Source organism: Agrobacterium sp. ST15.16.055, from assembly GCF_027956555.1.
Taxonomy (GTDB): Bacteria; Pseudomonadota; Alphaproteobacteria; order Rhizobiales; family Rhizobiaceae; genus Agrobacterium; species Agrobacterium salinitolerans.
The window spans coordinates 216,651-237,799 of record NZ_JAQKGN010000002.1; the positions used below are offsets into that span (position 1 = coordinate 216,651).

A 21,149-nucleotide genomic window follows, 5' to 3' on the forward strand; every position below is an offset into this window, starting at 1 on the left:
AAGATGAATCGTCTCGCTAATATGACGGCTCAATGCGCGGCCTGCTTCTCGACAAGCTGCGCCAGTTGCTCCGCAACCGTGTTCCAGCCATCGAAGAACCCCATCTCCGCATGCCTGTCACGATCCCCAGGGTTATTGTGCATGGCATAGGCCACATATTCCATGCCATCAGGGTGATCGCGAAACGTCATCACGGCGGTGAGGAACGGCTGGGCGGAGGGGCGAAAACCTGCGGTCAGCGCATCGGTGAAGATGAGACGCTGCTCATGATCCACCGCCAGAAAACAGCCGCTGACATGCTGGCCAAATTCCTTGCCGTCTTCGCTGTAGCGCGTCTCGAAAGCGCCGCCGGGATGAAGCTCCATACGGTCGACACGGCACTGACCGGGATGCGGCACCCACCATTGTTCGAGGCTGGTTTTGTCCGTCCAGGCATTCCAGACGAGCCGGCGCGGCGCCCTGATGATGCGTGAAATCTTCAGGTCAAGATCGGGATTGAAAGTCTCGGTCATTGCTCATTCTCCCCTTTGCTGGACATCCTGTCCTGTTGCGCCATGACGAATTGTTCGAGCCGGTCGGTGCGGCCTTCCCAGATGGCGCGCTGTTGCGACAACCAGCCATCGAGCATGGAAAACCTCTGTTTCTCCAGCGAGCAGAACCGGACACGCCCCTGCTTGCGCGTCACGATCAGCCCCGCCTCTTCCAGCTGGCGGATATGTTTCATGAAGGACGGCAGGGCCATGTCGAAGGGCTCGGCCAGCGTTCCGACGCTCGCCTCCCCGCCGCCCAGCCTCAGGATCACTGCTCTGCGGGTCGGATCGGCAAGAGATTGGAAGATGTCGTCGAGCGCGCCTGAATAGTTTTCCATAAGGCTAACTATCATATCAAAATAGTTAGCTCAATGGATAAGTTTAAAAATCGCAAAAATTCGTTGCCGCAGGGAATAATCAGTGGGGCTGCGGTGTCTCTTGATGTGCTGGCGGCTTGAGCCCGCCCGAACCAAGGAGGATATACCCATGAAGATCCGCTTTATCGTTCCCGCCCTCGTTCTGGCTTTTGCCGGAACGGCCTATGCCGCCCCTATGGTCGAAACCGTCAAGACCGCCAAGGGCGATGTGCTGGCGGGCGAAAAAGGCATGACGCTCTACACTTTCAAGAACGACAAGAAGGGCGTATCCAATTGTTACGACAAATGCGCGGTGAACTGGCCGCCATTTTTCGCAGCCGCCAGCGACAAGGCCGAGGGCGCCTATTCCCTCGTGAAGCGCAAGGACGGCAAAATGCAATGGGCGAAGGATGGCATGCCGCTTTATTACTGGGTCAAGGACATGAAAAAAGGCGACGCCACCGGCGACGGTGTGAACGGTGTATGGGATGCCGCAAAACCCTGACGGCATGAAGGACGAAAAGCGGGGGAGTAATTCCCCCGCAGCGGGCAGCTTCGAAACGGAGATGCTGGCGCTGATACCCATGCTGCGCCGTTATTCCCGCAGCCTTTCCCGTTCCGACGCCGATGGCGAGGACCTCTTGCAGGACTGCGTGGAAAAGGCGCTGGCCAATAAAAGGCAATGGCGTGGAACGGCTTTGAAAACATGGGCTTACACGATAATGACGAATCTTTATCGCAACCGCCACCGCGCCGAGAAACGCCACCCGTCCGAAAGCCTGGACGGCCATGAGAGCATCGCTGGCGCGGAGACGTTCTCCGACACGCTGGAGAACGACCGGCTGCACGGCGCACTCGCCCTTCTTTCGCCGGACATGCGCGCCGTGCTGATGCTGGTGACGGTGGAGGGCTACAGCTATCAGGAGGCGGCAGAGACATTGTCGATCCCGCTCGGCACCGTCATGTCCAGACTGTCCCGCGCCCGCGAAACCCTTCGCCAGCATCTGGCGGCGGATAATATCATACCCCTGCGGAGACCACGATGAAACGGCCGGACGCCATAACCGAAGACGATCTGCACGCCTATGTCGACGGACTTCTTTCCGACGACGAACGCGCGGCTGTCGAGGCCTGGCTGGCTGAAAGACCGGAGGAGCAGGCCCGCGTGGAGGCATGGAAAAAACAGGCCGACATTTTGCGCAATGCCTTCGCTTCCTATGCCGCCGCACATCCGCATGACGCATCGCTACTCAGCCCGCAAAAGAAGGATCGCGCATGGCGGCTGAAACCGGCCCTCCTCCAGACGGCTGCGGCCTTGCTGATCTTCCTGGCGGGCGCTGCAGCCGGCAGACTGCTGCCCCCATCTTTTTCGACGCCACAGGACGTGACCCTGGCGTCGCTGAGGACAGATATTCCGGCACAGGCGAAATCCGCCTATCTCATCTATGCAAGCGAAGTGCGCCATCCCGTCGAGGTCGGCGCGGGAGAACAGCAACATCTCGCCACATGGCTCGGCAAGCGGCTCGGTTATCCCTTTGCCATCCCCGACCTGTCGAAGATCGGATACGACCTCGTCGGCGGGCGTCTCATCCCCGTCAGCGGCAAGCCGGGCGCGATGCTTATGTATCAGGACAAGACCGGCCGCCGGGTGACCGTGCTGATCGGCCACAACGAGGAAAACCGCACCACCAGCTTCCGCATGGCCAGCGCCGATGGCGTCGAAACCTTCTACTGGATCGACAATGAGCTGGGTTATGCCGTTTCCGCCGAACTGACGCGCGACGAGGTGCAGGCAATCGCCGAGGAATGTTACCGGCAGTTTCCGACGTGAGGTCTGTTATTTCAGCATTGGCCAGAGGCTGATGACAAGCAGGACAGCCATGGTGATGTTGAACCATTTAAGCCGAACCGGAACCGACAGCCAGTCGCGCAGCACAGAGCCGAAACCGGCCCAGGTGGAAACACTGGGAAGATTGACGGCCGCAAAGGCAAGACCGACGATCAGGACCGTGAGGAAATATTGGGCCTCGTCCGTATAGGTCGCCATCGCCGTCACCGCCATTACCCAGGCTTTAGGGTTGACCCATTGAAAGACGGCAGCGGCAAGGAAACTCATCGGCTCGGAAGCGGCCGAACCTTCGTTGAGGCTGCGCGACATCGCGATTTTCCACGCAATCCAGACGAGATAGAGCCCGCCCGCGAATTTCAGCCCGGCGTAAAGCACTGGCACCGAATGCAGCAACGCGCCGAGACCGAAGCCGACCCCGATCAGCAGCGACAGAAACCCGGCGCCAATGCCCAGCATATGCGGGATGGTTCGGCGGAAACCGAAATTCACACCCGACGCAAACAGCATCATATTGTTCGGGCCGGGCGTGATGGAGGTGGTGAAGGCAAACAGCACCAGCGCGGCGAAAGTTTCTATGGTCATGATCTCTCCTTGAGCCAAAACCCTATCCGCCGTCCTGCCGTCAAACCATCCCGACGCGTCGATGGGCGAGGTCAAATTTTTTGATGGATCAATCACTTCCACCATGGGTTTGAGAAGTTGAAACAAAGGACTATTGTCCAATTGGCAACCGCTGGAGCAAAACCATGCATGAGGATATTCCTTCCGTCACCCTGCCCTCTGGAAAAGAGGTTCCAGCCCTCGGCCTCGGCACCTGGAACATGGGCGAGACGAGGTCATCGGCAGACGACGAGGTTAAAAGCATCCGCAAGGCGATCGATCTCGGCATGACGCTGATCGACACCGCGGAAATGTATGCGGACGGCCGGTCGGAAGAAGTGGTCGGGACGGCAATCGCCGGCCGCCGCGACGAGGTCTTTCTCGTCACCAAGATCTATCCGTGGAATGCCAGCGCCAGAGGCACTGCGGAAGCCTGCGAGCGCAGCCTCACAAGGCTCGGCACCGATCACATCGACCTCTACCTGCTGCACTGGCGTGGCGAGCATCCGCTTGGCGAAACCGTGGCAGCGTTCGAAAGGCTGAAGAGCGACGGCAAGATCGGTAACTGGGGCGTCTCCAATTTTGATACCGACGACATGGAAGAGCTTTTCGCGGTTCCCGAGGGCAAAAACTGCGCCGCCAATCAGGTGCTCTACAACCTCTCCCGGCGCGGGCCGGAATTTTCCCTTCTGCCCTGGTGCCAGCAGCACGGCGTGCCGCTAATGGCCTATTCCCCCATCGAGCAGGGTCGTATCCTGAAGAACCACGAACTCATCCGCATCGCCAAGGCCTATCAGGCGACACCGGCGCAACTGGCTCTGGCCTTTCTTTTGGACAGGGACGGTGTCATTGCCATTCCCAAATCCGCCAGCGTGTCCCGTATCACGGAAAATCGCGGCGCCACCGATCTTGAAATAACCGAGGAAGACTGGACCGCCCTCGACGCCGCCTTCCCGCCGCCGACGCGCAAGACGGCGCTGGAAATGCTGTGACGCAACAGGGCCTTAGCAGGCATTTCGGAATCAGGCTCTGAAGCGGTTGAATCGGAATGTGAGAACCGGGAACCGCCAGCTTTCGAAACCGCAATAACGGCGCGGCAAGCCGCGCCGTCGGTCAAATAGTACCCGGGGCTTTATGACGGTATGCGGGGTTCGTATTCCTCTTTCAACGCCAGCCACGCATCCCAGAAAGGTGCCGGTTCCTTTTCCTGAAGACGGGCGGCGAGAATATCGAGATGCACATGCCAGCCGGCGCTGACATCGAGCTTGGTCTTCCTGCCAACCAGCCGGCGATGAGTAAGCGTCAGAAGCACATCCTTGCCCAGAGCCTGAAGCTCGATTGACACCTCTCCGCCCTCGCCCCAACTGAAGACAAGGCGATGCGGTGGAACGACGGTAATGATGCGGGACGCCATCTTTTCCTCTTCGGAAAAGCCTTCCGGGCGATGGCCCGGCGGGTCGGAAAGCTCATCGTTACGCCAGACGAGTTCGAACGGCGCATCTGGCGCAAGCCGCATTTCACCGGAAGCCAGCCAGCGGCGGCGAAGCTCGCTTTGTGTCAGATAGGCCCATACCCGCTCGATCGGCCCCGGTAGCAGCCGTTCGATCTTTAAGGTGGTCGGCTCGACGAGACGGCCATAGGTTTCAGGCATTGCAATATCAGCCATTGTCATTTCCTCCATCTGCAGGGATTTTTCCCTGATCTTCCTCCCTGAGCATCTGCTCAAGAATATCGAGGCGGCTGCCCCAGAACTGCCGGTAGAAATCCAGCCATTCATACGCTTCTTCCAGCCGTTCCGGCGCAAGGCGGCAGACATGGATGCGCCCCCTAACCTCGCGGCGGATGAGACCCGCATTTTCCAGCGCCTTGATGTGCTTTGAAGCCGCAGCGAGCGATATCTCGAACGGCTGAGCCAACTGGCTCACCGTTCGCTCGCCACGCGAAAGATCGCGCAACATCGTGCGTCGCGTTGCGTCGCCAAGGGCGTGAAAGACAGTGTCGAGATGTGAAGCGGATAATTCAACCATGTTGTTGAATATAGCGTCTTAGCCGAGAAAGTCAACCATATGGTTGAATATCAATCCGCGAAGCGAATTCCATAAAAAACCCGCGGCAAACCGCGGGTCAGACTGCTGACAAAGGTTAAATATCTCTCATCCGTCATCCTCGCCCTTGAGGCGAGGATCCACAGCCGTTGAAGGCATGGATCCTCGGGTCAAGCCCGAGGATGACGTCGGTTTAGCGAGAAGCCTGTCGCAAGCTTGCGTCGCTCACATCCCCTGCGAACCGCGGTTCATCGCGGCAATACCCGTGCGGCAAATCTCGATCAGGCCGAGCGGCTTGATGATGGCCACGAACTGATCGATCTTCGAAGACTTGCCGGTGATCTCGAAGATGAAATGCTCCACCGTCGCATCCACCACCTTGGCCTGAAACGCATCGGCAAGGCGCAGCGCTTCGGCGCGGACTTCGCCCGTTCCGGCGACCTTGATGAGCGCCACTTCGCGCTCGATCGGCCGCTCCTGCCCGAGTTCGCGGGCGCGAACGGTGAGATCCAGAACCCGGTGCACCGGAACGATGCGTTCCAGCTGCGCCTTGATCTGCTCCAGCACGATGGGCGTGCCGCGCGTGACGATGGTGATGCGCGACAGATGCGCCTCATGTTCCGTTTCCGAAACCGTCAGGCTTTCGATATTGTAGCCGCGGCCTGAAAACAGGCCGATGACCCGGGCGAGGACGCCCGGCTCGTTGCTGACGAGAACCGACAGCGTGTGATTTTCGACGGCGGCCGTTTCCTTCTGGATGAAATAGGCCGAGCCGGTGGGTTGTAGGTGTGCGTTCATGTCCTTTTCCTCTCCCGGCTCAGACTAGCTGACGGCCCTTGGCATCAATGGCGTTGGCAACGGCTTCATCCGTCGCCTCATCCGGCAACAGCATCTCGTTATGGGCTTTACCAGACGGGATCATCGGGAAGCAATTGGCAAGATTGGCGACGCGGCAATCGAAGATGACAGGCTTGTTGACCGCAATCATCTCGGCAATCTTGTCGTCCAGTTCCTTCGGATCGTCGCAATACATGCCAACCGCGCCATAGGCTTCCGCCAGCTTGACGAAGTCAGGCATGGCTTCGGTATAGGAGTTGGACAGGCGGTTGCCGTGCAGCAGCTGCTGCCATTGCCGCACCATGCCCATATACTGGTTGTTGAGAATGAAGATCTTCACCGGCAGACCATACTGGATGGCGCAGGACATTTCCTGAATGCACATCTGGATCGAGGCGTCACCGGCAATGTCGATGACCAATGCTTCGGGATGCGCGACCTGCACGCCGATGGCCGCCGGCAAGCCATAACCCATCGTGCCGAGGCCGCCCGAAGTCATCCAGTGGTTCGGCTCCTCGAAGCCGAAGAACTGCGCGGCCCACATCTGGTGCTGGCCAACTTCTGTCGTGATGTAGGTGTCGCGACCCTTCGACGCTTCGTAAAGCCGCTGCAAGGCATATTGCGGCATGATGACATCGTTGGAATTCTTATAGGCGAAGGAGTTGCGGGCACGCCAGCGCTCGATCTGTGACCACCACTCTGCGGTCTGCGTCTTCTCCGGCTTCTTCGGCAGAGCACGCCACAGGCGCACCATATCTTCCAGGACATGGCCGACATCGCCGATAACAGGCACATCGACACGAACGGTCTTGTTGATCGAAGACGGATCGATATCGATATGGATCTTCTTGGAATTCGGCGAAAACGCATTGATGCGTCCGGTAATACGGTCGTCGAAACGCGCGCCGATGCAGACCATGACATCGCAATCATGCATCGTCATATTGGCTTCGTAGGAACCGTGCATGCCCAGCATGCCGAGCCAGTTCTTGCCGGACGCCGGATAGGCGCCGAGGCCCATCAGCGTCGACGTGATCGGGAAACCGGTCAGCTCGACCAGTTCGCGCAGCAGGCGGGTTGCCTCCGGACCGGAATTGATGACGCCACCGCCGGTATAGAAAACCGGCTTCTTTGCCTTGGACATCAACTCGATGGCGGCATGGATGGCGTTGAGGTCGCCCTGAACCTTCGGCTTGTAGCTCTTCTGCTGAACGGCGGCGGAAGGCGGCGTATAGGTGCCGGTGGCGAACTGGATGTCCTTCGGAATATCGACAACGACAGGACCCGGGCGGCCAGTCTGCGCAATGCGGAAAGCCTCATGGATGATGCCGGCCAGCTCGTTGACGTCCTTGACCAGCCAGTTGTGCTTGGTGCAGGGGCGCGTGATGCCGACGGTATCGCATTCCTGGAACGCGTCCGAGCCTATGAGCGTGGTGGGAACCTGGCCGGACAGGCAGACGAGCGGGATGGAATCCATCAGCGCATCCTGCAGCGGGGTGACCGCATTCGTCGCGCCAGGGCCGGAGGTGACCAGCATGACGCCGACCTTGCCGGTGGAGCGGGCATACCCTTCGGCCGCGTGGCCGGCACCCTGCTCATGACGCACGAGAATGTGCTGAATGTCTTCCTGCTGGAAAATCTCGTCATAAATCGGAAGAACGGCACCGCCGGGATAACCGAAGATGTGCTCGACGCCGTTATCCTTCAGCGCCTGCAGAACGATCTCCGCACCGGTCATGCGATTGCTGTTTTCCGTATTGTCCTTATCCGTCATTGCCTGTTTCCATCCCGCTTTGGCTTTGGATATCGAGGAGCCCGAGGGCCTGTTTGAAGACATAAAAAAAGGCCCCTAGAGGAGCCTCGTTCAGCGCATGGGTGCTTTCGCCGGATGGTTACACCATCCTGCCCATGCGCCGTCCCACCACGATAAGTACGTTAAGATTTTTCATGGGCCGGAGTGTTAGCCACAAACGCCCCAGCCGTCAACGCATATTGCAGGAAAAAATCACCGCCGCCTTCTTTTATTGCCCGAAAGCGGACTTTGGCGAAATTTTCGAACGCGGCCAATACACCTGTTGTTAAGCATAATCTTTTAGTCTCGAGAGCGCAGATGCTGCCCGAACCAACGCGATCATCCGCATGTACCGGGAAAAAATGTGAATAACGACACGTCTCATAACGCGTCCCGCATGGACGAAAACGAACGGCGATCCGGCGAGCAGCCGGCAAACCGCATGCTCGGCCGCGTCATCGCCTGCAACGGTGCGCAGGCCACAATTGCGGCCGAAACCGAACCGGGCACCACCGATGCGTCGCAGCTCTGGTCTGTCGGCCGCCTGATATCCATCGAAATGGGAACGAGCCGTGTCGCGGCCCTCGTCTTTGCCATGCGCACCGGTGAAGAATACTGGGCGGCGGACAGGCCGAACAGGCTGCTGATCGACGTTGAGCTGGTGGGCGAGGTCTATCGCACCGAGGACGGCAGCGAGCGCTTTTCCACCGGCATCTCCCGTTACCCTTATCTCGGCGCGGTGGCGCATCGCATCCGCACCAGCGATCTTGCCAAGATTTACGACAGCGGCAAGCGTGATGGCTGCGTCATCGGCAGGCTGACTCAGGACGATACGATCAACGCCACCATTAGCATTCCGCAGATGCTCGCCAAACATTTCGCCGTCGTCGGATCGACGGGCGTGGGCAAGACCACCGCCGTTTCGCTGCTTCTGAACAAGGCAATCGAGACCGACCCGAAACTACGCGTCCTCATTCTCGATCCGCATAATGAATTCGCGGCCGCTTTTCCCGATCATGCCGTCGTCATCGATACCGACACGCTGGACCTTCCCTTCTGGCTGATGCGCCTTGAAGAATTTGCGGAAGTGATTTTCCGCGGACGTAAACCTATGCCGGAAGAAATGGATGTCCTTCGCGACCTCGTTCCGGAAGCGAAAAAAGCGTTTCGCGGCACCGAGGGTTCCGCCGTGCGCCGCACATCTGACAAGAGCGCGATCACACCGGATACGCCGGTGCCCTACCGCATCGCCGATCTTCTCGCCCTCATCGACGAGCGTATCGGTCGACTGGAAGGGCGCAGCGAAAAACCCGCGCTGCGCTCTCTGAAAGGCCGTATCCTCTCGGCCATCAACGACACACGCTATAATTTCATGTTCTCCAGCAATACGATCAGCGACACCATTCTGGAGACGGTGGCGCATATTTTCCGTATTCCCGGGGAAGGCAAGCCGATTTCAGTATTCCAGCTTTCCGGCATCCCCTCCGAAGTGGTGAATTCGGTGGTCTCCGTCCTCTGCCGCATGTCCTTCGAACTGGCGGTGCTGGCGCGCGGCTCGCTACATATGCTTGTCGTCTGCGAGGAAGCGCACCGTTATGTGCCCGCCGACCCCGAGCGCGGCTTTTTCCCTACCCGGCAATCCATCGCCCAGATCGCCAAGGAAGGCCGCAAATACGGCATTTCGCTCGGCGTCATCAGCCAGCGGCCAAGCGAGCTGGACCAGACCATCCTGTCACAATGCTCGACCGTGTTCGCCATGCGGCTGTCGAACGAGATCGACCAGAAGATCATTCTCTCCGCCGTGCCGAACGCATCGACCTCGACCACCAGCTTTCTGTCTTCCATCGGCAATGGCGAGGCCATCGCCTTCGGCGAGGCCGTCAATGTGCCGATGCGCATGCGTTTCGACCGCGTGGCCACCGCGAAATTGCCGAAAGCGAGCGGCACCATCAACCATACGAACCATGAAACCCCTGACACGGTCGATCTGAACAATATCGTCACCCGCATGCGCGCCACGCCGAAACCCGTCATCACCGGTTTCCAGCAAAGCGTCGAAGCGGCTTTCTCCGATCTCCCCGAACCGGCCTCGCCAAGCCGGGCGACGGACGAGATCGACAGCTGGAAGCGTGAACTGGGAACGCCCGCAGCTGAGGGGTATGAGCCCTATCGCCCGGACATGCTGCCCGGGCGCGCGCTGTCTGCGCCACCCTCCAACGCTTCGACGGACCCCACTTCCGGCGCAGTCAACGAGTTGCGCAAGACCGGTTTCCAAATGCAGGCCCAGAATGGCCCGTCGCCCGGCGAGACGCGCCCTTCGCTGCGCGAAAGCTTGTTGAAGAAGCCGCTCGGCAGCCTCTACCGCAAGGACTAGGCCCGTTTCAGGGCTGGATTCGCGTCCAGTCGTCGCCCATCTGGTTACGGAACCAGGTCATCTGCCGTTTGGCATATTGCCGGGTCGCGGCCGCCGATTTTTCGATCACCTCCGCCTGGCTCATGCGTCCCGCCAGCATATCGGCTATCTGAGAAACGCCGATCGCCTTCATCGCCGTTGCATCCGGTGCAAGATCAAGCGCGAGAAGCGCCTGCACCTCCTCCACCGCACCGCTGTCCATCATCGCCTCGAAACGGCGGTTGATGCGCTCATGCAGCACCGGCCTCTCCGGCAGAACGACGAATTTCTGCGCCCGGTCGGGATCGACGATCATCGGGCCGCTGGCGCGTTGAAAATCCCGGATCGACTTTCCGGTCGCCTTGATAACCTCCAGCGCTCGGACGATACGCTGGCCGTCTCCCGGCTGCAGCAAATCCGCCATGGCCGGATCGTGCCGTGCGAGTTCGGCATGGAGCGCAGCCGCCCCCTCCCCGATCAGCCGGGCACGCAAGCCATCGCGGATGTCATCGGGAATGGCGGGCATGTCGGAAAGCCCACCCGTCAGCGCCTTGAAATAAAGCCCCGTACCGCCGACGATGACGGGCAAACGCCCCTGTTCGCGTAAATCTGCAAGCAGGCAGGAAATCTCCCGCAGCCATTCGCCGGTTGAGTAGAGGCAGCTCGCTGGCACGTGGCCGTAGAGAAGATGCGGTATGCCCTCCATCTCCTCTTCGGACGGTCGAGCCGTCAGCACCCGCAACGTGTCGTAAACCTGCATGCTGTCGGCATTGATGACAACGCCGTCCCGCTCCCGCGCCAAACGAAGCGCAAGCGCGGACTTGCCGCTTGCCGTCGGGCCGGTTATCAGGATCGCATCAAAATTCTCATCAAGGTTTTTCATCATGGCTCTCGTTGCCACGCTTATCGCCAATCCGTCAAATCCCGTTCTGACACCGGCCCTCGGCGAAGCGGCCGCGAAGGCCGTCAACGCATCGGGCCTCTACTGGCTAGCCGATGGCATTGCCTGCGATATCGCCCTGCCCTCCGGCACCGCCGCCGAACAGGCACGCAGCGCTCTTGCCGCCGCGCTTGCCGGAAAACCGATCGATATCGCCATCCAGGAACAGGATCAGCGGCGCAAGAAGCTTTTGATCGCCGACATGGATTCGACCATGATCGGCCAGGAATGCATCGACGAACTGGCGTCCGAAGTCGGTCTGAAGGACAAGGTCTCCGCCATCACCGCCCGCGCCATGAACGGCGAGATCGCTTTTGAGCCGGCTCTGCGTGAGCGCGTGGCGCTGCTGAAGGGTCTGCCGGTCTCCGTCATCGATGATGTCATCGAAAAGCGCATTACCCTCACACCGGGTGGCAGGGAATTGATCGCCACCATGAAGGCGAAAGGTTATTATACCGCCCTCGTTTCCGGCGGCTTCTCCGTTTTCACCGGTCGCGTCGCCGCCATGCTCGGTTTTGACGAGAACCGCGCCAATCTGCTGGGCGAAGCCAATGGCGAGCTTGATGGCACTGTTGCCGAACCCATTCTCGGCAAACAGGCCAAGGTGGATGCGCTGAACGACATTGCCGCAAAGCTTGGAATCTCACCGGAAGAGGCGATGGCGGTCGGTGATGGCGCCAATGATCTCGGCATGCTGCATGTGGCGGGTTCAGGCGTTGCCCTGCACGCCAAGCCCGCCGTCGCCGCCGAAGCGCAGATGCGCATCGACCATGGCGACCTGACAGCGCTCCTCTACATCCAGGGCTATCGCAAGACGGATTTTGTCATTCCATGATCATTCGTGAGACACAAAGGCTCATTCTGCGCGAGTGGAAGGAGAGCGACCGCGACCTGTTCCGCGAAATCAATGCGGATGAAAAGGTCATGGAATTTTTCCCCTTCCGCCGCAGCCATGCGGAAGCCGACGCGGTGCTGGAAACCATCAACGGCATGATCCGCGGCAGCGGCTATGGTTTTTATGCGATGGAACTGCGCGAAACCGGTGAAGTGATGGGGTTCTGCGGCATATCTCCTGTCATGAGCCTCGATCCGCCCTTCCCGCTCGGCACCATGGAAATCGGCTGGCGGCTTGCCACCCGCTTCTGGGGGCACGGTTATGTCACTGAAGCCGCGCAGTCGCTGCTCGTCATGGCATTCGATGAAAAGGAGACGCCGGAAATCGTCTCCTTTGCCGTCCACGATAATCACCGTTCGACGGCAGTGATGGAGCGCATTGGCCTGAAGCGCGACCCATCGCGCGATTTCGACCATCCGCGCGTGCCGGAAGAAACGCATCCGCATCTGCGGCCGCACGTCACCTATGCGCTGACGCTGGAGGAATGGCGGGCGCGATAGGACGCCTACCCGCCAGTTCCGAAGGTCACTTCACCGCCGCATTGCCGCCATCGGCAAACAGCGCCGCTCCGGCGACGAAGCTTGCCATAGGGCTTGCGAGGAAAAGAGCGGCCTGCGCGATTTCCTCCGGCTCGGCAATGCGCTTCATCGCATGCAGCCCGGCGGCCCAGTCCTTTTGCGCCTGATCACCGGCCATGGGCGTGTCGACACCGCCGGGCAACAGCGCATTGGCGCGAATGCCGCTCACGGCATAATCGGCGGTAATGCCTTTCACCAGACCCATCAGACCCGCCTTCGCAGCGCCATAGGCGGACATGCCGGGGATGCCGACGCTAGTGCCGACGAAGCTTGAGGTGAAGACGATGGATCCGCCGCCTCGCTGCAACATCGCGGGAATCTGATAGCGCGCCCCCAGAAAGGCGGACGTCAGGTTGACGTTGAGGACATAGGCCCATTCGTCAGGCGAAATCTCCGCCATCGGCTTCGCCGCACCAACGCCGCCCGCATTGTTGACGGCGATATCGACCCCGCCGAACACGCTTGTAGCCGCATCCGTCAGCCGCGCATGGGTTTCCGCAACACCGGCGTCACCGGCAACTGCGTGTACACGGCCACCGGCTCCACTGATCTCGCCAGCAACCTCCTCCAGCGCCTTCTCGCCACGCGCATTGATGACGACGGCAGCGCCGTGAGCGGCAAACAGCGTCGCCGTCGCGCGACCGATGCCGGATGACGCGCCGATGATGATGGCAACTTTATTGTCGAGTAGTTTCATATCCTTGGCCTCCGTTGAATGGAGGCCAAGGGATAGGGAGATGACGAGGTTGCAGCCACCCGATTCCTGCCGGAGCGGGTGAAAAAGCGGCTTATTCCAGCGGCAGCGCCACGACACGCAGATTGCCCTGCGCATCCGCCACCATCATATGCGCATTTTTGCGGCCTTCGGATTTTAGCCCGTTGACACGGACCAGCACATCGCCCGGAACTTCCATGAAATCCTGACCGACTTCAACGATCACATCGCCGGCCTTCATGCCCTTCTGTTCGGCCGGGGAACCGGGATCGACGCTGGCCACCAGCACGCCTTCCACGCTTTCGGCAATGCCCTTTTCGGTACGCAACTCGTTGCTCAGCACCACGAGGTTCATGCCGAGCACGCTCTGCGGCGCTTCACGCACTTCCGGCGTCTGGTCCTGTGCCTGATCGTCGCCACCGTCATTGTCTTCGGGCACAACCATGCCACCATCGCCGTCTTCGCTCTGCTGCTCGTCGGTCGAGGCCTTGTCGTCGGTCGTATCCTGCAATTGACCAAGCTTGACCTTCACGGTCTCTTCCTTGCCGTCGCGATAGACAACAACATCGACTTCCTTGCCAACCGGGCTTTCTGCCACGATGCGCAGGAGATCACGCATCTCATTGATGTCCTTGCCGTCGAATTTCAGGACAACATCGCCAGCCTGGATTGGGCCGTTCTCCACCGGTCCGCCCTTGGCTACGCCTGAAATAAGCGCACCCTTGGCGCTATCCATGCCAAGGCTCGCGGCCACATCATCAGTGACCGGCTGAACGCGAACGCCGAGCCAGCCGCGGCGGGTCTCGCCGAATTCGATGAGCTGCTGCACGATATTCTGCGCAAGCTCCGTCGGCACGGCAAAACCGATACCGATCGAACCACCACTCGGTGAAATGATCGCCGTATTGATGCCGATGACCTCGCCCTTCATGTTGAAAAGCGGACCGCCGGAATTGCCCTTGTTGATGGCCGCATCCGTCTGGATGAAATTGTCATAGGGGCCGGCATTGATGTTGCGGCCGCGTGCGGAAATGACGCCCACGGTCAGCGAACCACCGAGGCCGAAGGGGTTGCCGACGGCCATCACCCAGTCGCCGATACGCATGCTGCGCGAATCGCCGAACTTGACCGCCTTCAACGGCGCTTTCGGCTCCACCTTCAGGACCGAAAGATCGGTCTTGGTGTCTGTGCCAACAAGCGTCGCCTTGAGTTTCGCACCATTCGGGAAAATCACCTCGATGGCGTCGGCACCCTCGATGACGTGGTTGTTGGTGACGACATAACCGGCCGGGTCGATCACGAAACCGGAACCGAGCGAACTGACCTTTTCGCCGCCCTCGGGCTTCTGGCTGTCGAAATAGTCCTTGAAGAATTCCTGGAAGGGCGAGCCCTCCGGCAGACGCGGCGGAACCGGGCCTTTGCCCGTGGTCTTGACGTTCTGCGATGTGGAAATATTCACAACCGCATCGAGCAGCGGCTCGGCGAGATCGGCCACCGATTCCGGCCCGTGGCTCTGCGCTCTTGCCGCAACCGGCGCCGAAAGGCTGCCCGCCACAAGCGCGATGCCCGCAACGGCGGAGATGCTGCTGCGAAAAGGCGAAAGAAGGGTCACGGCCATAAGCGTCCTCGCGTTTCAAATAGTCTTGCCCTGCATATATCGTCAAAGCATAAGGCGGAATGATGAAGTGTAAAAATACCTTTTCGTGAACAGGCGGGAACGCCTTGCCCTTAGCCACAGCATTGGCACGAAAACGGACCAAAAAGAAAGGGCCGGTAAAAACCGGCCCCTCCAAAATCAGCTGATCCGTTATCAGTTCGCCGGCGCTGGCGCAGGCGCGGCGGGAGCGGCAGGTGCCGCACCGTCGATATTGTTGAAATAACGGAAGAAGGTCGAATCCGGGGACAGGACCAGCGTCGTGCCGGTGCCGTTCAACGCATTGGCGTAGGCAGACATGGAGCGATAGAACTCGAAGAAGCTAGGATCGCGCTGGAAAGCCTCGCCGAACACCTTGTTGCGTTCGGCATCGCCTTCACCGCGCAGCACTTCGGACTGACGGCGGGCGTCCGACTCGAATTCGACGACCTGACGGTCGGCGATGGCACGGCGGCGCTGTGCTTCTTCGTTACCGCGGGCACGGATCAGCTCGGCTTCAGCCAAACGTTCCGATTTCATGCGCTCGAAGGTCTGCTGCGAGACTTCCTGCGTGAGGTCCGTGCGACGGATGCGGACATCGACGATGCTGATGCCGAGCGATTCCGCATCGGGACGCAGATCGTCACGCACTTCCTGCATCATCGACGCACGCGCATCCGAAAGCGCCGATTCGAAGCCGCGCAGACCGTAGACCCGGCGCAGCGACGCATCGAGACGGGTGCGCAGGCGCGATTCCGCAGACATCTGGTCACCCGAGACCGTCTGCCGGAAGCGGCGTGCATCCGTGATGCGATAGACCACAAAGGCGTCAACCTCGTAGAATTTGCCGCCGGAAACCTGAACACGGATATTGTCGTGATCGAAGCGCAGCGCCCGGTTCTCGACATATTGCACCCGGTCGGCATCCATGAAGGCGAAGGGCAGCTTGAAATACAGGCCAGGTGACGTTTTCACGTCCTGGATTTGACCGAAGCGGACGACGATGGCCTGCTGGCGCTCGTTGACCACGAAGATCGACGAATAACCGAGGAAAAGCAGGACGGCGAGACCGACAAGAACGGCGGTAAGACGGTTACCCATATCAGTTGCCTCCCTGCTGTGCAGCGCCCGGATTGTTGCGCATGATCTCGTTCAGAGGCAGATAAGGCACCACGCCCTGTTTCTCGTCGATGATGATCTTGTTGGAGCCCTTCAGAACCTGCTCCATCGTTTCCAGGAACATACGCTGACGGGTCACGTCAGGCGCCGTGCGATACTGGTCATAGATGGAAATGAAGCGCTGCGCCTCACCCTGTGCCTCGTTGACGACACGCGATTTGTAAGCGTTCGCCTCTTCGAGGATCTGCGCGGCCTGACCGCGGGCAGCACCGAGCTTCTGGTTGGCGTATTGGTTGGCTTCCTGAACGAAACGGTCTTCGTCCTGTTCGGCACGCTGCACTTCGTCGAAGGCATCGGCCACTTCGCGCGGCGGCGCCGCATCTTCAATGGCCACGGCATTGATGGAGATGCCGGCACCATAACCGTCCATGGTGGACTGGATGATGCTGCGCACGTCAGAAGCGATTGCCTGGCGGTTGTCGCGGAAAATGTCCTGTGCCGGACGACGACCGACGACTTCGCGCATGGCGCTCTCGGAAACCTGCTGCAGCGTTTCGGCCGGGCTGTCGACGTTGAAGAGATAGGATTTCGGATCTGAAACCGTATAGAGCACCGAGAACTGCACGTTGACGATGTTCTGGTCGCCCGTCAGCATCACGCCGCTTGACGAAGACGACGAGGCGCGCGAGCCGATATTCTGCTGCTGTTCCGTGACCTTGACGATTTCCACCGTCTCGATCGGCCACAGATGGAAATGCAGGCCGGGCATCGAGATTTCGTCCTTGGGACGTCCGAAACGCAGTTCCACACCGCGCTCATCCGGCTGGACGGTATAGATGGACTGGATGCCGAGAAAAACCAGCACGACGAGAACCACAATGGCGATTGCGCCGCCGTTGAAGCCGCCGGGCAACACATTCTTGAAACGGTCTTGGCTGCGCCGGATGATCTCTTCGAGATCGGGCGGGCCGCCATTGCCGCCGCCGCCGCCGCGAGGCCGGTTAGGCCCCTGCCCCCAAGGGCCGCCGCCGCCGCCCTGGTTGTTTCCTCCACCGCCGCCGCCCCAAGGGCCGCCGCCGCCATTCTGATTGCTCCAGGGCATCAATACCTCTTTATAAAAGCCTCTCCCGGTTCCGTTCGAAAGCGATTGCTCGCGTGCGGCGGGAATATGGACCCGTTATAGGAAGGAGAAGCGTCCGTTTCAACGCAGAGGTGGTAACTAAATACCCGATCCGGGTAAATAGTTCACTTTGCCGCGGCTCTTCGCACATAAGTGGTAAACAGAACCGGATAATTGTCCTTTTCCCCCGCAGGAGCGGGGATTTCCTCGGTTTTCTCAAAAACGGCGGGATCGATTTCCGGAAAAAAAGTGTCGCCATCGAGTTTTACCGCCACATGGGTGACGGAAAGTTGATCGGCAAAGGGCATGGCCTGACGGTAAATCTCACCGCCGCCGGCGACAAAAACCTCGTCCACGCCCAGTTCCGAAGCCTTCGTCTTTGCAAGCCTGACGGCCTCATCCAGCGACGAGACGACATCGACACCTTGTGGTCGGTAATCGGCATTGCGGCTGACGATGATATGCGGGCGGCCCGGCAATGGACGCTCGCCGACGGATAAAAACGTCTTGCGCCCCATGATGAGCGGCTTGCCCATCGTCGTCGCCTTGAAGCGCTTGAGGTCGGTGGAGAGTTTCCACGGCATGTCGAGGTCGCGGCCAATGACGCCGTTTTCGGATACCGCGACGATGATGGTGACGCGCGGCTCGCTCATACCGCGATCGGCGCCTTGATGCTTGAATCGGCCTCGTAGTTTTCCAGCGTAAAGTCCTCGAACTTAAAGGCGAAAAGGTCCTTCACATCCGGATTGAGTCGCATCGTCGGCAACGCCTTGGGCGTACGCGTCATCTGCAGCCTCGCCTGTTCGAAATGATTGGCATAGATATGCGCATCGCCGAGCGTATGGACGAAATCGCCCGGCTTCAGGCCGGTGACCTGCGCCACCATCAGCGTCAGCAGCGCATAGGACGCGATGTTGAACGGCACGCCGAGGAAAATGTCGGCCGAACGCTGATAAAGCTGGCAGGACAGCTTTCCATCGGAAACATAGAACTGGAACAGGCAATGGCAGGGCGGCAGCGCCATGTCGTCCACCAACGCCGGGTTCCAGGCCGAAACGATGTGACGGCGGGAGTTCGGATTGGTTTTCAGAGCCTCGATCAGAAGCGCGATCTGGTCGATATGGCGCCCGTCAGGCGCCGGCCAGGAGCGCCACTGCGCGCCATAGACCGGACCGAGATCGCCGTTTTCGTCAGCCCATTCATCCCAGATGGAAACGCCGTTTTCCTTGAGATAGGCGATATTGGTGTCGCCCTTCAGGAACCACAGCAGTTCATGGATGATGGAGCGCAGATGCAGTTTCTTGGTGGTGAGAACCGGAAAACCTTGCGCAAGGTCAAAACGCATCTGGTAACCGAACACCGAGCGCGTGCCCGTGCCGGTGCGGTCTCCACGGTCGGAGCCCGTTTCCATGACGTGCCGGAGAAGATCGAGATATTGTTTCATGCGTTCTGCCGCCGATTCCCTGATATCGAGGGAATATAATAGCACAGGGCGGCAGAACCAATCATCGGGGAAACGCTTATCCCCGCCTTTCACGAAAAATCAGAGGGATTGCAGTTTCCCGAGTTCCTTGGCGACCAGATAATAAAAGGTCACGCGCGACTTGGAGCGGTCCGCAGCCATGGCCTTGGCGACAGCATCGATTGCCTGATCGGCCGTACCGTCGGTCACGCCGAGCTTCTTGCCGCACCAGCTCGCCTTCACCCGTGCAAGCTCTTCCGGATCGGAAGCGGACACCAGCGAGGAATCCCGATTGCGCAGGGCAATGCCGAGATGCTTGACGATCTTGCCGACCACGGCTTCGTCGGCTGCTGCGTCGTATTTCTTCACATCTGCGAGATAGTCAGTCATGTCCACTCCTTCGTGTGTCCCCGGCGCCACGTTGCTTCTGCTGACCGGTTGCATGGAGAATGGGACAGCAATCTCTCGTCGTCAAGAATTGTCTAAAGTGCGGGCGGCAATCACGAAACCTTTTCATGGAATTGTCATCACCCCCCTTTTCTCAGGCGGTCGAAACGCCTATATGAGCCTTGCCGGGGCAACCCGGCTATGGCGATAAACGGTCGGTGTAATAAACCTATTGGACCCGGGGGCGGTACCCGGCGCCTCCACCAAAAACCGGCGGACTTTCATGAAATGAAGGCCGGCTTTTGATGGGGGCGAAATAGGATCGACAAGGGCGTAAAGATCGAACTTTTGCTCGGCATGATACCGCCGTTATCGGGTCACAAGTGTAGTTGCAAACGACAACAACGCTAAGGAATATGCTCTCGCTGCCTAATGGCGGTGCGGGAATTCCGCTCTAAAGTCCTTACGGTTAGCCCCGTAAGGCGGGGTTCGGAGGTACCTGGCAACAGAAACCTCCACCTTCTCCATTTTGCCTGAATTGGTTATATGATAGCTGACTTGCGAACGGCGTCGGCTTTTCCGTTGCTGCCGTTCGGGACATTGCGTATACTTGGGCAACGCGTAAGCGTCAGGATCGGAAATGGTCCCGACTCAATGATTACGCGAAGATTCAAAGTGTTACAGCGTCCTTGGCGCGCAGGCCGCGCCGCACATGAAAAGACGTTCGAATAAGGGAAAGACAGGACCGCATGGGGCAGGATCATATCCGTTACGACATTCTCGCACAGGATGCCCTTCGCGGCGTTATTCGTAAGGTTTTGGGTGAAGTGGCCGCAACCGGCCGTCTGCCCGGCGACCACCACTTCTTCATCACCTTTCTGACCGGTGCGCCGGGCGTGCGGATTTCCCAGCACCTCAAGGCGAAATATGCCGAGCAGATGACTATCGTTATCCAGCATCAGTTCTGGGACCTGAAAGTCACCGAAACCGGCTTCGAAATCGGCCTGTCCTTCTCGGATACGCCGGAAAAACTGGTCGTTCCCTATAACGCCATTCGCGGTTTCTACGATCCTTCCGTCAATTTCGAGCTAGAATTTGACGTGCCTCTGGCCGAAGAGGCGGAAATCGAAGACGCGGAGATCACCGCTTATCCCGTTTCCCATGAAGCAAAGCCCGCTGCCGCTTCCGAGACGCCCAAATCCGGCGAGGAAAAGAAGGAAGGCTCGGTCGTTTCGCTGGATGCCTTCCGCAAAAAGCAATAACGGCTTTTACGCCGAGCTTACGAAACCCGAGGAGACATATCCCCATGACGGCCGATATCGTCAATCTGCGACAGTTTCGGAAACAGAAAGCCCGTAGCGAAAAAGAAAAGCAGGCGGAACAGAACCGCCTGTCCTTCGGCCGCACCAAGACCGAAAAAAATCTCACCTCGGCCCTGAACGAAAAGGCCGAAAGGGCGCTCGATCAGGGGCGGCTCGAAAAAAACGATGACGGGACCGGCAAAGACTGACAGGTCGGCCGACCGTCGCGGATTTCGGGACTATCGGACAAGAATCGAAAAACAGGGACTTGCCGGGGAGACATGATTGAGACCTCCAACCGGTTTCACCGGAGACCGATCTGATGATCCGCAAGCACTCCGCGACGTTGCACGGTCACCGCACCAGCATTTCACTCGAGGACGCCTTCTGGGACGAGCTGAAAACCATTGCGGAAAGACGCAAGATCAGTTTCGCGGCGCTGCTCGCCGAAATAGACGACAACCGCTCCGCCGACAGCAATTTGTCCTCGTCACTGCGGGTTTATGTGCTGAACTGGCTGAAAACCCGCTGAGGTTTTCCGGCGTGAGTAAAGACACGCAATCGATCACGACCTGTGGATGCCTCTATCCGGATTTGT

At 59.3% G+C, this 21,149-nt stretch carries 25 protein-coding genes and 1 other RNA gene; 11 read left to right on the forward strand and 15 right to left on the reverse strand.

Going from position 1 to position 21,149, the window contains the following annotated elements; translation table 11 throughout:
• Positions 1-29: 29 nt before the first annotated feature.
• A complete protein-coding gene (locus tag PL599_RS04295) occupies positions 30-512 on the reverse strand; it encodes an SRPBCC family protein (protein ID WP_269823619.1) in 483 nt (160 codons plus the stop codon).
• On the reverse strand, positions 509-868 hold the full coding sequence (locus PL599_RS04300) for an ArsR/SmtB family transcription factor (protein WP_269823620.1): 360 nt from the start codon (positions 866-868) through the stop codon (positions 509-511). The genes PL599_RS04295 and PL599_RS04300 overlap by 4 nt, the downstream gene beginning before the upstream one ends.
• A gap of 148 nt (positions 869-1,016) precedes the next feature.
• Here PL599_RS04300 and PL599_RS04305 point away from each other — a divergent pair, with 148 nt between their 5' ends.
• From PL599_RS04305 to PL599_RS04315, 3 genes are read left to right on the forward strand one after another with little or no spacing between them, the layout of a single operon-like run.
• The gene (locus tag PL599_RS04305) at positions 1,017-1,391 is read left to right on the forward strand and encodes a COG4315 family predicted lipoprotein (protein WP_162520296.1); all 375 of its coding nucleotides are present in this window, start codon (positions 1,017-1,019) and stop codon (positions 1,389-1,391) included.
• On the forward strand, positions 1,375-1,932 hold the full coding sequence (locus PL599_RS04310) for an RNA polymerase sigma factor (protein ID WP_165691108.1): 558 nt from the start codon (positions 1,375-1,377) through the stop codon (positions 1,930-1,932). The genes PL599_RS04305 and PL599_RS04310 overlap by 17 nt, the downstream gene beginning before the upstream one ends.
• A complete protein-coding gene (locus PL599_RS04315; protein WP_269823621.1) occupies positions 1,929-2,717 on the forward strand; it encodes an anti-sigma factor family protein in 789 nt (262 codons plus the stop codon). Before PL599_RS04310 ends, PL599_RS04315 begins: the two co-directional genes overlap by 4 nt.
• A gap of 6 nt (positions 2,718-2,723) precedes the next feature.
• On the opposite strand, the gene PL599_RS04320 is transcribed toward PL599_RS04315, so the two are convergent.
• Complete coding sequence (locus PL599_RS04320) at positions 2,724-3,317, reverse strand: LysE family translocator (RefSeq protein ID WP_269823622.1); 594 nt, start codon at positions 3,315-3,317, stop codon at positions 2,724-2,726.
• Positions 3,318-3,481: 164 nt separating this feature from the next.
• Here PL599_RS04320 and PL599_RS04325 point away from each other — a divergent pair, with 164 nt between their 5' ends.
• The gene (locus tag PL599_RS04325) at positions 3,482-4,327 is read left to right on the forward strand and encodes an aldo/keto reductase (protein WP_269823623.1); all 846 of its coding nucleotides are present in this window, start codon (positions 3,482-3,484) and stop codon (positions 4,325-4,327) included.
• Between the two features lie 140 nt (positions 4,328-4,467).
• Here PL599_RS04325 and PL599_RS04330 read toward each other — a convergent pair whose 3' ends face one another.
• The 4 genes from PL599_RS04330 to PL599_RS04345 all read right to left on the reverse strand — a co-directional run bounded on the left by PL599_RS04330 (position 4,468) and on the right by PL599_RS04345 (position 7,991).
• Positions 4,468-5,001 carry an SRPBCC family protein gene (locus tag PL599_RS04330; protein ID WP_269823624.1) on the reverse strand — a complete coding sequence of 178 codons (534 nt, stop codon included), beginning with the start codon at positions 4,999-5,001 and terminating at the stop codon, positions 4,468-4,470.
• Positions 4,994-5,362, reverse strand: a complete 369-nt coding sequence (locus tag PL599_RS04335) for an ArsR/SmtB family transcription factor (RefSeq protein WP_077981776.1) — start codon at positions 5,360-5,362, stop codon at positions 4,994-4,996. Before PL599_RS04335 ends, PL599_RS04330 begins: the two co-directional genes overlap by 8 nt.
• A 243-nt stretch (positions 5,363-5,605) precedes the next feature.
• Positions 5,606-6,178: an acetolactate synthase small subunit gene (ilvN, locus tag PL599_RS04340; protein WP_003507555.1), complete on the reverse strand. Its 573-nt coding sequence runs from the start codon at positions 6,176-6,178 to the stop codon at positions 5,606-5,608.
• 19 nt (positions 6,179-6,197) lie between these two features.
• A complete protein-coding gene (locus PL599_RS04345; RefSeq protein ID WP_077981719.1) occupies positions 6,198-7,991 on the reverse strand; it encodes an acetolactate synthase 3 large subunit in 1,794 nt (597 codons plus the stop codon).
• 382 nt (positions 7,992-8,373) lie between these two features.
• Here PL599_RS04345 and PL599_RS04350 point away from each other — a divergent pair, with 382 nt between their 5' ends.
• Positions 8,374-10,383 carry an ATP-binding protein gene (locus PL599_RS04350; protein WP_269823626.1) on the forward strand — a complete coding sequence of 670 codons (2,010 nt, stop codon included), beginning with the start codon at positions 8,374-8,376 and terminating at the stop codon, positions 10,381-10,383.
• 7 nt (positions 10,384-10,390) lie between these two features.
• Here the strand turns inward: PL599_RS04350 and miaA are convergent, their stop codons facing one another.
• A complete protein-coding gene (gene miaA, locus PL599_RS04355; RefSeq protein WP_269823627.1) occupies positions 10,391-11,287 on the reverse strand; it encodes a tRNA (adenosine(37)-N6)-dimethylallyltransferase MiaA in 897 nt (298 codons plus the stop codon).
• On the opposite strand from miaA, the gene serB reads away from it, so the two are divergent.
• Positions 11,286-12,176, forward strand: coding sequence for a phosphoserine phosphatase SerB (gene serB, locus PL599_RS04360; protein WP_269823628.1), 891 nt, complete (start codon positions 11,286-11,288; stop codon positions 12,174-12,176). The two genes, miaA and serB, sit on opposite strands and share 2 nt — an antisense overlap.
• Positions 12,173-12,736 carry a GNAT family N-acetyltransferase gene (locus tag PL599_RS04365; RefSeq protein ID WP_269823629.1) on the forward strand — a complete coding sequence of 188 codons (564 nt, stop codon included), beginning with the start codon at positions 12,173-12,175 and terminating at the stop codon, positions 12,734-12,736. The genes serB and PL599_RS04365 overlap by 4 nt, the downstream gene beginning before the upstream one ends.
• 25 nt (positions 12,737-12,761) lie before the next feature.
• On the opposite strand, the gene PL599_RS04370 is transcribed toward PL599_RS04365, so the two are convergent.
• From PL599_RS04370 to PL599_RS04400, 7 genes are all read right to left on the reverse strand, one after another.
• Entirely contained in the window at positions 12,762-13,511 is a 750-nt protein-coding gene (locus PL599_RS04370) for an SDR family oxidoreductase (protein ID WP_269823630.1), read from the reverse strand.
• A gap of 91 nt (positions 13,512-13,602) precedes the next feature.
• The gene (locus PL599_RS04375) at positions 13,603-15,147 is read right to left on the reverse strand and encodes a Do family serine endopeptidase (protein WP_269823631.1); all 1,545 of its coding nucleotides are present in this window, start codon (positions 15,145-15,147) and stop codon (positions 13,603-13,605) included.
• A gap of 192 nt (positions 15,148-15,339) precedes the next feature.
• Positions 15,340-16,263 carry a protease modulator HflC gene (hflC, locus tag PL599_RS04380; RefSeq protein ID WP_077981712.1) on the reverse strand — a complete coding sequence of 308 codons (924 nt, stop codon included), beginning with the start codon at positions 16,261-16,263 and terminating at the stop codon, positions 15,340-15,342.
• A gap of 1 nt (position 16,264) precedes the next feature.
• Positions 16,265-17,383 carry an FtsH protease activity modulator HflK gene (hflK, locus tag PL599_RS04385; protein ID WP_077981711.1) on the reverse strand — a complete coding sequence of 373 codons (1,119 nt, stop codon included), beginning with the start codon at positions 17,381-17,383 and terminating at the stop codon, positions 16,265-16,267.
• A gap of 143 nt (positions 17,384-17,526) precedes the next feature.
• Positions 17,527-18,054, reverse strand: coding sequence for a dihydrofolate reductase (locus tag PL599_RS04390; protein ID WP_137410668.1), 528 nt, complete (start codon positions 18,052-18,054; stop codon positions 17,527-17,529).
• Positions 18,051-18,845 carry a thymidylate synthase gene (locus PL599_RS04395; protein ID WP_077981709.1) on the reverse strand — a complete coding sequence of 265 codons (795 nt, stop codon included), beginning with the start codon at positions 18,843-18,845 and terminating at the stop codon, positions 18,051-18,053. The genes PL599_RS04390 and PL599_RS04395 overlap by 4 nt, the downstream gene beginning before the upstream one ends.
• Before the next feature lie 99 nt (positions 18,846-18,944).
• A complete protein-coding gene (locus PL599_RS04400) occupies positions 18,945-19,253 on the reverse strand; it encodes a DUF2853 family protein (protein ID WP_003522365.1) in 309 nt (102 codons plus the stop codon).
• A gap of 142 nt (positions 19,254-19,395) precedes the next feature.
• Here PL599_RS04400 and ssrA point away from each other — a divergent pair.
• From ssrA to PL599_RS04420, 4 genes are all read left to right on the forward strand, one after another.
• Positions 19,396-19,770, forward strand: a transfer-messenger RNA (tmRNA) gene (ssrA, locus tag PL599_RS04405).
• A gap of 229 nt (positions 19,771-19,999) precedes the next feature.
• Entirely contained in the window at positions 20,000-20,512 is a 513-nt protein-coding gene (locus PL599_RS04410; protein WP_077981708.1) for an SspB family protein, read from the forward strand.
• Positions 20,513-20,556: 44 nt separating this feature from the next.
• Positions 20,557-20,760, forward strand: a complete 204-nt coding sequence (locus PL599_RS04415) for a DUF4169 family protein (RefSeq protein ID WP_269823633.1) — start codon at positions 20,557-20,559, stop codon at positions 20,758-20,760.
• A 113-nt stretch (positions 20,761-20,873) separates the two neighbouring features.
• A complete protein-coding gene (locus PL599_RS04420) occupies positions 20,874-21,083 on the forward strand; it encodes a ribbon-helix-helix domain-containing protein (protein WP_003522362.1) in 210 nt (69 codons plus the stop codon).
• Positions 21,084-21,149 lie beyond the last annotated feature (66 nt).